General features: G+C 46.6%; 10 protein-coding genes. 6 read left to right on the forward strand and 4 right to left on the reverse strand.

Annotation, left to right across the window (positions count from 1 at the left end):
• Positions 1 to 87: 87 nt before the first annotated feature.
• Together metL and metB are read right to left on the reverse strand one after the other, a co-directional pair.
• A complete protein-coding gene (gene metL, locus ACNKW2_RS16500) occupies positions 88 to 2,436 on the reverse strand; it encodes a bifunctional aspartate kinase/homoserine dehydrogenase II (RefSeq protein ID WP_419149542.1) in 2,349 nt (782 codons plus the stop codon).
• Positions 2,437 to 2,440: 4 nt separating this feature from the next.
• Positions 2,441 to 3,658, reverse strand: a complete 1,218-nt coding sequence (gene metB / locus ACNKW2_RS16505; protein ID WP_419149543.1) for a cystathionine gamma-synthase — start codon at positions 3,656 to 3,658, stop codon at positions 2,441 to 2,443.
• 341 nt (positions 3,659 to 3,999) lie between these two features.
• Between metB and metJ the strand changes: the two genes are divergently transcribed.
• On the forward strand, positions 4,000 to 4,320 hold the full coding sequence (gene metJ, locus ACNKW2_RS16510) for a met regulon transcriptional regulator MetJ (RefSeq protein ID WP_336568495.1): 321 nt from the start codon (positions 4,000 to 4,002) through the stop codon (positions 4,318 to 4,320).
• 87 nt (positions 4,321 to 4,407) lie between these two features.
• Here metJ and ACNKW2_RS16515 read toward each other — a convergent pair whose 3' ends face one another.
• Together ACNKW2_RS16515 and rpmE are read right to left on the reverse strand one after the other, a co-directional pair.
• On the reverse strand, positions 4,408 to 5,649 hold the full coding sequence (locus ACNKW2_RS16515; protein ID WP_336568493.1) for a malic enzyme-like NAD(P)-binding protein: 1,242 nt from the start codon (positions 5,647 to 5,649) through the stop codon (positions 4,408 to 4,410).
• Positions 5,650 to 6,346: 697 nt separating this feature from the next.
• Complete coding sequence (gene rpmE, locus ACNKW2_RS16520; RefSeq protein WP_336568492.1) at positions 6,347 to 6,562, reverse strand: 50S ribosomal protein L31; 216 nt, start codon at positions 6,560 to 6,562, stop codon at positions 6,347 to 6,349.
• 209 nt (positions 6,563 to 6,771) lie between these two features.
• On the opposite strand from rpmE, the gene priA reads away from it, so the two are divergent.
• The 5 genes from priA (at position 6,772) to ACNKW2_RS16545 (ending at position 11,840) form a co-directional block, all read left to right on the forward strand.
• Positions 6,772 to 8,943, forward strand: coding sequence for a primosomal protein N' (gene priA, locus ACNKW2_RS16525; RefSeq protein ID WP_419149544.1), 2,172 nt, complete (start codon positions 6,772 to 6,774; stop codon positions 8,941 to 8,943).
• A 9-nt stretch (positions 8,944 to 8,952) separates the two neighbouring features.
• Positions 8,953 to 9,483 (forward strand): SPOR domain-containing protein, encoded by a 531-nt coding sequence (locus ACNKW2_RS16530; protein WP_336568488.1) that lies wholly within the window; start codon positions 8,953 to 8,955, stop codon positions 9,481 to 9,483.
• 71 nt (positions 9,484 to 9,554) lie between these two features.
• Positions 9,555 to 10,073: an ATP-dependent protease subunit HslV gene (gene hslV, locus ACNKW2_RS16535; protein WP_336568486.1), complete on the forward strand. Its 519-nt coding sequence runs from the start codon at positions 9,555 to 9,557 to the stop codon at positions 10,071 to 10,073.
• A gap of 11 nt (positions 10,074 to 10,084) precedes the next feature.
• Complete coding sequence (hslU, locus tag ACNKW2_RS16540; protein WP_419149545.1) at positions 10,085 to 11,413, forward strand: HslU--HslV peptidase ATPase subunit; 1,329 nt, start codon at positions 10,085 to 10,087, stop codon at positions 11,411 to 11,413.
• Between the two features lie 52 nt (positions 11,414 to 11,465).
• Complete coding sequence (locus ACNKW2_RS16545) at positions 11,466 to 11,840, forward strand: gamma-butyrobetaine hydroxylase family protein (RefSeq protein WP_336568483.1); 375 nt, start codon at positions 11,466 to 11,468, stop codon at positions 11,838 to 11,840.
• The last annotated feature ends 104 nt before the right edge of the window (positions 11,841 to 11,944 follow it).

Genomic DNA, 11,944 nt, shown 5'->3' on the forward strand with positions numbered 1-11,944 from the left:
TCATTCCTCTTTTGTATATTCTAGTGAAATGACACAGATTTCTAAACACTACCCTTCAGAATGTATCGGCTTTTTTATTTGGGATAGTTATTTTAAATTTTGCGCTAACCAGAATAAGTCAGAGTGGATCCCCGCAGCGGTAACTTCTTTGCCCGCTCCAGGACCTTGAATAACCAGCGGGTTATCCTGATACCACTGACTATGAATCACAAAAATATTATCTCCTGGAGTAAGGTTCGCAATAGCCGAGCCTTTAGGCACTTGCGTGATACCCACTTGCGCCTTCACGCTACCGTCCGCTTGCACTTGCAACGAGCCGGTGTAACGCAGCTCAGCCTGATTTTGCTGTGCCGCCTGATAATGTTGCTGATAAAAACTATCAAGCTGCTGGCGTTGAGATAAAAACTGCTGCCAATCCCCAGTGCTTAATGACTCTGGCATCAATGCCTCTAAGTGGATATCTTGTAACTCTAGATCAATGCCCAGATCCCTTGCTAGGATCAGCAATTTACGCTGCATGTCTCGACCCGACAAGTCTTCCCGTGGGTCCGGCTCAGTGAAGCCTAATTCTTGTGCCGCCAAGAGCAATTCAGAGAAAGGCTGCGAGCCATCGTAGCGACTGCATAACCAAGACAAGGTACCTGAAAATACCCCCTCTATTTTTACTACCTTATCGCCACTGTTTTGCAGATCCGCCAGTGCAAAGTTTATCGGCAGTCCCGCCCCGACACTGGTATTGTATCGCCAGTGCAGGTTGCGCTCTTGAAGTTGTCGCCGCAGTGCCGAATACCATGTTTGCGCTGCCGTACCGGCGTATTTGTTGGCACTGATTAAGTGGCAGTCATGTTCCACCAGCTGCGGATACAAATCACTGAAACGCTCACTGGCGGTAATATCTATCACCACTTTATGTTCATAATCCAGCTCTTTTATCCGCGATAAGAGCTGCGCTTCGTGGTACTCTACTGCTTCATTTTGCCATTGTTGTTGCCACGTCTCGAGGTTAACGCCACTGGGACAAAACAACATTTCTTTAGAGCGTAACAAGGCAACCAGCTTGAGCTCGAAATGCTCACTGAGCCGCTCGATTTGCTGCTGACACTGTTGAATAAACACCTCACCGACATTGCCCAGGCCAGCAATAATCACTGCCAACTCGCGTCCACGATTAATTAACCGCTCATGTAAGATAGCCAGCACATCGCTGTCGATGGCTTGATCGGTCAACACTAAACTGTAGTCACTGTGTTGCAATGTGTAGCGTGTCACAATGGCGTGTTGATCTAATAGTTCTAAAGCCTGCTGATGCAACCCTGGTATATCTTGTGTTGGTGCCACCAAGGCAAACCCTTGCACCTGCGACTCAATAATATTCACCCGCGAGTCTAGCGCTTTAACCACACGATGGCTGAACTCTGAAGGTACTAGCAAGTAGTCGTCACCACCTTTGTCAAACTGGTGAATACTATGTTGGATCAGCTGACTGAGCTGCTTCACCTCGCCGCTTTTTAAGCCTTCAACGCGCAGTAAGTCGAGCTGACCAAACGTGGTGATAAAACGTTTGGCTTTGCTATACCCGGCTTTTACCACTTCCGTGCCTGCAGTGTCGGGGTCAAAGCTGCTTCTCACCTGCAATTTAATGTCAGTGTTTTTCAGTGGGGAGAGGGTTTTAGCATGCAGCACTGGGTTGCCAAGACGAGCTAGCAACTCCGCCTGCGAGCGGCATACTTTCTGGTATTTTACCGCCGTGGCCACTTTTCTTGGATCGGTGCTAAACACGCCTGTGGTATCAGTCCAAATAGCCACCTGCTCAGCATCAATATAACTGGCCAGTAAGGTTGCACTGTAATCACTGCCATTGCGACCTAAAGTCACCGTTTCTGCGTGGCTGTTACTGGCAATAAAGCCGGTGACTACATTAATTTTGTTGCTCTCAAGCTGAGCCTGACACGATGCTTTATTCTGTGCGTGCAGTAATACGCCATCTTGTTGCGTAAATAAGCGCCGAGCATCGACATCGCAGGCATCAACTCCACTGGCCTTAATAAGCCTTGCTAACAGTCGCGCAGACCAAAGCTCACCATGGGCTAATAAACTGGCGTAATGCAGCTGCTGCGCCTGCCTTGCTGTGGTGATGGCTTGCAACTCTTGGCTTAACTCGCTCAACAGCGCCTGATGAACAGAGCCAACGAATAAGGCATCAATTAATTCACGTTGATGGTTCTCAAGTTGCAGTAAGATGTCATTAAATGCTCGATCGTCTTGCTGTTGATAACTTTGCCATAAGGTAACCAAGGTATTTGTGGTTTTACCGGCAGCCGAGACGACCACACAATCTCCCGCTTGGCAATGCTCTAGTACAATGCCTGCGACGACTTGATAGCGCTCTGCTGAACTTAAGCTCGAGCCACCAAATTTATGTACAACTTTTGTCATTCCCTCACCATAAAACTGTGTGTGCAGGCGTCAATTTGAATGATTTGGCATCATCCGTCGCCTTGTTGGCATAAATACAGGTAAACCCTGCTTCTAAGTCTGCGATAAGGTCGCGTACGTCCTCAATGCCAACCGAAATACGTATCAAGGTATCACCTACGCCAGCTTCAAGTCGTGCTTGTGGATCCATGCCGGCATGGGTCATAGTGGCTGGGTGACAGATTAGGCTTTCTACGCCCCCTAATGATTCTGCCAAGGAGAATTGCTGCAACGAAGTTAAAAAACGCGCAGCGGTATCTAGATTGCCTTTAATGTTAAAACTCACCATGCCACCAAAGCCGAGCTGCTGCTTTTTCGCCAATTCATGCTGTGGATGGCTCGCTAAACCAGGATAATAAACTTGGCTTACATGGGGTGAAGCCGCAAGGTATTCTGCAATGGCTTGAGCGTTTTCTTGATGCTGGCGCAGCCGGACGTTAAGGGTTCTCAGCCCTCTAAGGGTCAAATAGCTATCAAAGGGCGCACCGGTAATACCAATATTATTGGCCCACCATGCCAGCTCATCGCCCAGCTCTTGGGTGCGAGCGATAACCGCACCACCGACCACATCCGAGTGACCATTAATGTACTTAGTGGTGGAGTGCACAACAATGTCGACACCGAAAGTAATTGGGTTTTGCAGTGCTGGGGATAAAAAGGTGTTGTCCGCCGCCACTAATGCACCAACAGCATGTGCCGCTGCTACCACTGCCTCGATATCGGTCAGCCTTAAAATAGGGTTACTGGGTGTCTCAATCCAAACCAGTTTTGGCTTTATTTCTGCTAACTTGTTGAGGTTGTCTGGCTGGGTAAGATCCAATACTTCTAGGTTCAGCAAGCCACGCTTAGCTAATGAGGTAAATAGACGGTAGCTGCCACCATAGCAATCATGGGGGATCACTAAGGTATCATCGTGATTTAACAGTTGCGTGACCAGATGCACTGCTGCCATTCCGGTGGCGGTAATAACACCTCGCGCGCCGCCTTCAAGTTCAGTGAGCGCCTCTGCCAACACGTCACGGTTAAAATTACCACTACGGCCATAGTCATAGTCACGTTTGGTATCAAAGTCGGCAAACGAATAGGTCGTAGAGAGATAAAGTGGCGGTACCACCGCACCATGTGCTTGGTCCGCTTCTATGCCGTGACGCACTGTCACCGTTGATTTGTTACTCTGACTCATAGGGTCACCTAGATATTTGGATGTTTAGACGTCCAAAAGGTTAGTTTATATAAAACTAGAAGTCAAAACATTTATCCTTCTAAATGGCTAAGTAACTAGTATTTGACTATCTTTTTTAAACCGATAAAATTTCGCCACTTTAGGCGCTGCTAATACGACTGAGTTATTGAAAACTATGGCAGGGATCTTACGATCTCGCTATAGCGGATTACTTTATTCATCAGGCTGAAGTAGGTTAAGACTTGACCGTCAGAAGTTTACCTAACACTTTTAAGTTGTGGATAATGCAGTTCAGAACCCAGTCATATTGGCATTGATGTAACTGAGGCAAGTACACGATTATGGCAAAATGGAATGGTGAATATATTCACCCATATGCAGAACACGGTAAAAAAGCAGAACAAGTTAAAAAGATCACAGTGAGCATTCCTTTGAATGTGCTAAAAGTGTTGACTGATGAAAGAACGCGCCGCCAGGTGCAAAACTTACGTCATGCCACCAATAGCGAGCTGCTTTGTGAAGCATTTCTACATGCATTTACAGGGCAACCTCTGCCCAGTGATGAAGATCTGCGCAAAGACAATCCGGAAAGGATCCCGCTAGAAGTCAGAGAGATCATGGCGGAGCGCGGCTTGGAAATACCTGAGATCAATGAGGAGTAATGCCAATTTAAGCGAATTGGTATCACGCTCAGAAATAAAAAAGCCTCTATATTAGAGGCTTTTTTATTTCTATTTACATACTATTCGTTACTTCATGTAGTCTTCAGGCATATCAATTTGTGCTACACCTGACTCCACAGCCGCTTCCGCCACAGCTCTGGCAATACGCGGTAATAAACGTGGATCCATGGGTTTTGGAATAATGTAGTCACAACCAAACTCCAAACTGTCCACGTCAGCAGCCTTCAACACCTCAGCAGGGACCGGCTCTTTGGCAATACTACGAATTGCTTCCACCGCGGCAATTTTCATTTCATCATTAATGGCGGTAGCACGCACATCCAAAGCACCACGGAAAATAAATGGGAAGCACAATACGTTGTTTACCTGGTTAGGATAATCTGAGCGTCCAGTGGCCATGATTAAGTCATCTCGTGTGGCATTGGCTAAATCCGGATTAATTTCAGGATCTGGGTTGGAGCAGGCAAATACCACTGGCTTGTCAGCCATTAGTTTAAGGTTTTCAGGCGATAATAAATCTGGGCCTGATACACCAACAAACACATCGGCTTCGGCAATCACATCCTGAAGAGTGCGCTTATCGGTGTTATTGGCAAACAGCTTCTTGTATTCGTTTAAGTCATCACGACGTGTGTGAATAACGCCTTTTCTATCCAGCATATAAATATGCTCTCGCTGGGCACCACACTTAATCAGCAGTTCCATACAAGCGATAGCCGCAGCACCGGCACCTAAGCACACAATAATGGCATCGTGAATATCTTTGCCTTGCACTTCTAACGCATTGAGCATGCCAGCGGCGGTAACGATTGCAGTACCGTGTTGATCGTCATGGAAAATAGGTACTTCACAGCGTTCAATCAAGGCTTGTTCGATTTCAAAACACTCTGGCGCCTTAATGTCTTCTAGGTTAATGCCGCCAAAAGTGTCAGCAATATTGGCAACCGTATTGATAAAGTCTTCGGTGGTGTTATGTTTTACTTCAATATCGATGGAATCAAGACCCGCAAAGCGCTTAAACAACAGAGCCTTACCTTCCATCACCGGTTTAGAGGCCAACGGCCCAAGATTACCTAAACCAAGAATCGCAGTACCATTACTGATCACCGCAACCATATTGCCTTTACCGGTGTAGCGATAGGCATTCGCAGGATCAGCTGCAATCTCACGGACTGGCTCTGCTACCCCTGGACTATAAGCCAAGGCTAAGTCTTTGACGGTCTCTGCTGGTTTAGTCAGCTCAACACTGATTTTACCTGGAACGGGTTCTGCGTGATAATCTAAAGCTTGTTGACGAAAGTCTGTCATGGCGCGATATTTTCCTACGAATTTAATGTGAGAGTGTGGTAAATGTTCGCATTTTACGCATTGGAGCAAGACAACCTATTGGCCCAATACAGTGCGATTAACTATATGCACGACGACGCTGCAAAGAAGCCTTGTCAATAGGACATATAGTTAATCGACCGTGATCACACGATACCGAGTTCTCTTGATTATTCAAGTAAAATCAGGTCTATCCACTGGCAGCGATACTTCACCGACTTTTCTCAGAAGATGACCGCACTTTTAAGAAATTTTTCACATCATGACCCTGTTATTTTCATCGATGTCGGCTGCAAATCCATGCATAAAAGATGAAAAACCCAGCAGTCATTAAGACATTTCTATTTCGGCAAAGAAAACTTATTTTTACGGCTTTTAACCTTAATTTCTTAAAATTTAACCGCCATATTGCAAAACTTATAAACTCTACTTTCATAGCTGCAGTATTCATAAATATATAAGCTCTCGGCAAATTCACAATCAAGCCAAGGAAATATTCGTTATTTAGCTCGAGAATAGAGCTAAAACTCTAATTCAATTAATTAGTAAAGAATTGCTGCCAAAGTAGGTTTTTTGTCGTGAAGAGGGATGAAGTTTCGTCGTGAAAACGACCGCAGGCAAAAAGAGATAGGCACAAAAAAAGCACCCGAAGGTGCTTTTTCCGACTAGACAGGCAAGATTACTTCTTGCTGCTAAGTGCACCGAAACGCTTGTTAAAGCGATCAACACGGCCACCTGTATCTAGGATCTTCTGCTTACCTGTGTAGAACGGGTGACAAGCAGAACAAACGTCTAGGTGAATGTCTTTACATAGCGTAGAACGAGTTTCGAACTTGTTACCGCATGAACACGATGCAGTGATCGTCTCGTACTTAGGATGAATACCTTCTTTCATAGCAACCTCTAATTAGGCCGTATCGCTCTCCAAACCCGAAGCTTGGCACCATACGTAGTTATACAAAAATTGTGGACGCGTATTTTAGTGTTTAACTGAACATTCTACAAGCAATATTTTGGCTTTTTTTATTATCACACCGGCGAAGTTTTCACTTCTATTTTGCTTCGGTATATACTGCATCACTGCGCTAGTCACACGGAGTTGTTATGCTCATTCTTGAAGTTGCTATTAAGTTGCCATTGCACCGCACTTTTGATTACCTATTAGAGCCGCACCTGCAAGTAGAGCCCGGTATGCGTGTCAGCGTCAATTTTGCTAACCGTAAATGCACTGCCATAGCGCTACAAAAGAAAAATCACACCGATGTACCAGAAGCAAAACTAAAAGCCGTGTTAAGTGTATTAGACACCCACCCTGTTTTTAACACCCAGCAACTGCAATTCCTGCGCTTCGTGGCACAATACTATTGCCATCCTATCGGTGACACTCTATTCACCGCACTACCGGCGGTGCTACGTGATGGTGGTAATCCAGATAAAACGCAAATTCCCCTGCTGAGCTTATCGGAAAAAGGCCAAGCGTTACCGACGTTACGCTCCAAGAAGCAGCAAGCCTTATTGTCGCAGTTGCACGAAGGGGGAGCCATCAAGTTAAGTGAGCTCAAAGCGTTAGGTTTTGCCCAGCAAACCATTAAGGGTCTAGAACAAAAAGGGCTTATTGAACAATATATTGAACATGAATGTAATTGGTCTCAGCAACCCCTAGAACTGGATAAAAAGCCACGCTTAAATGATCAGCAAGCCACCATTTGCAGTGCCATTAATGCCCAACAGGGATATCGCACGTTTTTAATCGAGGGGGTAACCGGCAGTGGTAAAACTGAGGTTTATTTACAATGTTTAGAGCAAATCTTAGCAGCCGGTCAGCAGGCGCTGATCTTAGTGCCAGAAATCGGCCTAACTCCGCAAACCGTTAACCGCTTTAAGAAGCGCTTTAAGAACATTCCCATTGATCTGTGGCACTCTAATTTAACCGATAATGAGCGCATGCATACCTGGCGGCGCGCCGAAAAAGGCAGTAGCGCCTTAGTGATTGGCACTCGCTCTGCAGTCTTTTTACCGTTTCAACGTTTGGGCATGATAGTCGTTGATGAAGAACATGATGGTTCCTTCAAACAGCAAGAAGGACTGCGTTATCACGCCAGGGATCTCGCAGCCTTTCGAGCCCACCAGCAACAATGCCCACTTATTTTAGGCACCGCAACGCCGGCACTCGATACCCTCAACAAAGCCATTACCAATAAGTACCAATTATTGAGCTTAACCAAGCGCGCTCAGACCCAGCAAGACAATAAGTTCGAATTGGTTGATATGAAAGGTCAGCCCGAGCAAGGAGGCTTTTCGGCAATGAGTTTACATTGGATGGAAAAGACCTTAGCTCGCGGCAAGCAAGTGATGGTGTTTCTCAATCGCCGCGGCTTTGCCCCGACCTTAATGTGCCACGAGTGTGGCTGGCTAAACACCTGCCGCCACTGCTCGACTAGCGCCACCTATCATCGCAGCCTTAATCGTTTGGTCTGCCACCACTGTGGTGAGCAAGACTTTGTGCCACAACAATGTCCTGACTGTGGCAGCACACAAATTATGCCGGCAGGGATCGGCACTGAGCAATTGGAGAGCTTTTTAACTGAACGCTTTAGCGACATCCCCATCACGCGCATCGACCGTGACTCAACACGCCGTAAAGGCAGCCTTGAAAGCGCCCTAGAAGAAATCAACCAAGGGGGAGCGCGAATCTTGGTGGGTACGCAAATGTTGGCAAAAGGTCATCACTTTGCCGATGTCAGCCTGGTGATTATTCTCGATGTTGACTCTGGTCTCTATTCTTGTGACTTTCGTGCCACAGAACAGATGGCACAGCTTATTACTCAAGTGGCAGGGCGTGCCGGTCGAGCAGGAGAAGCGGGGACTGTGTTACTGCAAACTCATTTCCCCGAGCATCCGTTATTACAAGATTTGATCAACAATGGCTATGGGGATTTTGCGCGATATGCTTTACAAGAGCGTGAAGAGGCTATGCTGCCACCATTTGCACACCTGACCATTATTCGTGCTGAAGCGACCAACCAAAACACCGTATTACGCTTTTTATCGGATTTGGTTCCTGCCAGCCCCTATCCTGGTATACAATTGCTAGGTCCAATTCCTGCACCTCTTGAGCGAATTGCCGGAAAATACAGATATCAATTACATATACACGCACAAAAACGCACTGTGCTACGCGATTACCTCTCGCAACTCGCCAGCTACATTACCGCGCACGAGTCTGCGAACAAGGTACGCTGGAGCATAGATGTTGATCCAATGGATAGCTACTAAATTTTATATATGGCACAGCACGACTACATTAATAAAACGCCGAAAGGCAAAACCAAAGGCAAACCGACTAAGTCGAATAAGTTTCCTGTTATCGCGGCAGTTGCGGCGCTGATCCTGATTGCCGGCTTTGCCTATGGCCTGTGGTTTATTAAAACCAATGCCGACCCAGAGCAGGTAGAACAAGCGAAAAACCCAACGCCAACGCAATCGCAGCCACCCACCAAGGCGAAACCTCGTCCCCCTGAATTTATCGAGGAAATTAAAAACCACGAAATCAAAGTCGAGGTGAAAGAAATTAAGAGCAAAGGCCCTTATCAAATGCAGTGTGGTTCGTTTAGAACTCACAGCCAAGCCGAAGAAATGAAAGCCAAAATCGCCTTTACCGGCTTAATTGCTGAGATCCGCCGTACCGAAGGCAGCAATGGCGCTTGGTTCCGCGTACGCCTTGGCCCATATGATACTAAGCGCCTAGCTGAGAGTGACAAGAATAAGCTCAGAAGCGTGGGCATATTTGGCTGCGCAATTTGGGGCTGGACTTGATTTTTACGCCCTAACCCATATTTCCTACTAATCTGAAGTTACAAGGGCAACATGCCCAGATAAGGATCACTATGACTACCATCGTTAGTGTTCGTCGCGATGACAAAGTGGTTATCGGCGGTGACGGCCAAGTTTCACTTGGTAACACAGTTATGAAAGGCAACGCACGCAAAGTACGCCGCCTATACAATGGCAAAGTATTGGCCGGTTTTGCTGGCGGTACCGCCGACGCATTCACCCTCTTTGAGCGCTTTGAAACTAAGCTGGAAATGCATCAAGGCCACCTTACCAAGGCTGCCGTGGAAATGGCCAAAGATTGGCGCACGGATAGAGCATTAAGGCGGCTTGAAGCCCTGCTTGCCGTTGCCGACGAAACCGCCTCGCTTATCATTACCGGCAATGGTGATGTAGTACAGCCTGAGCACGATCTGATTGCCATTGGCAGTGGTGGCAACTTTGCCCAAGCAGCGGCCACCGCGCTAATCGAAAACACCGATTTAAGCGCCAAAGAAATCGTTGAAAAAAGCTTGAAGATCGCTGGTGATATTTGCGTATTTACCAATAACAACCAAACTATCGAAGAATTGTAATAGGACTCGTCATGACAGCTATGACTCCCAGAGAAATTGTCCACGAACTTGACCAGCACATTATTGGTCAAGATAAAGCGAAAAAGGCCGTTGCTATTGCATTGCGTAATCGTTGGCGCCGTATGCAGCTTGACGAGGAGCTGCGCAGTGAAGTAACACCAAAAAACATTTTAATGATTGGCCCAACTGGGGTGGGTAAAACGGAAATTGCGCGTCGCTTGGCTAAGCTCGCCAATGCTCCTTTTATCAAAGTAGAAGCCACTAAGTTCACAGAAGTAGGCTACGTAGGTAAAGAAGTGGAAACCATTATTCGCGACTTAGTCGAGGTTTCTTTTAAAATTACCCGTGAGCAGCAAACCAAAAAACACAAACACAGAGCAGAAGAAGCCGCTGAAGAGCGTATTCTCGATGCCCTATTGCCACCAGCAAAAGACGCTTGGGGCGAAGCACAACGTGACGACAACAGCTCGACTCGTCAGGTATTCCGTAAAAAGTTACGTGAAGGCCAGCTAGACGACAAAGAAATTGACATTGATATTGCCGAGTCTGCGCCACAAGTGGAAATCATGTCACCGCCAGGCATGGAAGAAATGACTAACCAGCTACAAAGCATGTTCCAAAACATGTCAGGCGATAAGAAAAAGAATCGTAAGCTAAAAATCAAAGAAGCCTTTAAACTTCTAGTCGAAGAAGAAGCTGCTAAGCTTGTGAATCCTGAAGAGCTTAAAGAGCAAGCGATTGAGTCAGTAGAGCAAAACGGCATTGTGTTTGTCGATGAAATCGACAAAATCTGCAAGCGCGGCGAGTCTTCTGGCCCAGACGTTAGCCGCGAGGGTGTGCAACGCGATTTGTTACCTCTTATCGAAGGTTCAACGGTAAACACTAAGCACGGTATGGTGAAAACCGACCATATCTTGTTTATTGCTTCGGGCGCATTCCAAATGGCGAAACCGTCCGATCTTATTCCAGAGCTGCAAGGTCGTTTACCTATCCGTGTTGAATTAGAAGCCCTGACTGCAGGTGACTTTAAGCGCATTCTAACCGAGCCTAGTGCCTCGCTCACCGAGCAGCAAATTGCCCTAATGAAAACCGAGAATGTCGACGTTAACTTTACCGACGACGCCATTGAGCGTCTTGCTGAGGCCGCTTTCCAGGTTAATGAAAAGACCGAAAATATCGGTGCTCGCCGTCTACACACAGTGATGGAAAAACTGATGGAAGAAGCGTCATTCGATGCCAGCGAAAAGGCGGGAGAAGCATTAACCATTGATGCCGCTTACGTTGAGCAGCATCTCGATATGTTAGTGCAAGATGAAGACTTAAGCCGCTTTATCTTATAACTACACTATAAGCGGAGCATGGCTCCGCTTAGCTTTTTGGAGCGTGTCGCCAATGTATCAAGTCACTAAACTGCATTATCACACTGTAAGTAAAGTGTTAGATGTGTATTTTGAAGATGGCAGCTGTCACCACTTTAGTGCAGAATTTTTACGCACTCACTCCCCTTCCGCCGAAGTACAAGGGCACAGCCCTGAACAAAAGCAGTTAGTGTTAAATAAAGAAAACGTCACTATCACAAAAATTGAGCCGGTGGGACATTATGCCGCACGGTTAGTGTTCGATGATGGCCATGACACTGGCCTGTATAGCTGGCAGTATTTTCATCACATTGCCGCGCAACAAGAGCAGCTTTGGCAAGAGTATGTTGCCGCTGTGGCAGAGCACCAACAACAACGAGATAGCGTACCGATCAAGTTTGTGCCCTAATCGCAATTGAGCTCCATCCCCTATCCAATCAGCTTTGCTACCTGAAGAAAGTCTATTCGCTTTCTACCCTAACTCGTGTCTGTGTATCCGCCATAAAAAAGCCC

It is taken from the genome of Pseudoalteromonas 'SMAR' (assembly GCF_048515945.1).
In the GTDB taxonomy this organism is placed as follows: Bacteria; Pseudomonadota; Gammaproteobacteria; order Enterobacterales; family Alteromonadaceae; genus Pseudoalteromonas.

Excerpts from the sequence above, each read along its gene's own strand:
- metL (WP_419149542.1), bottom strand. The coding sequence starts at position 2,436 with ATGACAAAAGTTGTACATAAATTTGGTGGCTCGAGCTTAAGTTCAGCA.
- metB (WP_419149543.1), bottom strand. The coding sequence starts at position 3,658 with ATGAGTCAGAGTAACAAATCAACGGTGACAGTGCGTCACGGCATAGAA.
- metJ (WP_336568495.1), top strand. The coding sequence starts at position 4,000 with ATGGCAAAATGGAATGGTGAATATATTCACCCATATGCAGAACACGGT.
- ACNKW2_RS16515 (WP_336568493.1), bottom strand. The coding sequence starts at position 5,649 with ATGACAGACTTTCGTCAACAAGCTTTAGATTATCACGCAGAACCCGTT.
- rpmE (WP_336568492.1), bottom strand. The coding sequence starts at position 6,562 with ATGAAAGAAGGTATTCATCCTAAGTACGAGACGATCACTGCATCGTGT.
- priA (WP_419149544.1), top strand. The coding sequence starts at position 6,772 with ATGCTCATTCTTGAAGTTGCTATTAAGTTGCCATTGCACCGCACTTTT.
- ACNKW2_RS16530 (WP_336568488.1), top strand. The coding sequence starts at position 8,953 with ATGGCACAGCACGACTACATTAATAAAACGCCGAAAGGCAAAACCAAA.
- hslV (WP_336568486.1), top strand. The coding sequence starts at position 9,555 with ATGACTACCATCGTTAGTGTTCGTCGCGATGACAAAGTGGTTATCGGC.
- hslU (WP_419149545.1), top strand. The coding sequence starts at position 10,085 with ATGACAGCTATGACTCCCAGAGAAATTGTCCACGAACTTGACCAGCAC.
- ACNKW2_RS16545 (WP_336568483.1), top strand. The coding sequence starts at position 11,466 with ATGTATCAAGTCACTAAACTGCATTATCACACTGTAAGTAAAGTGTTA.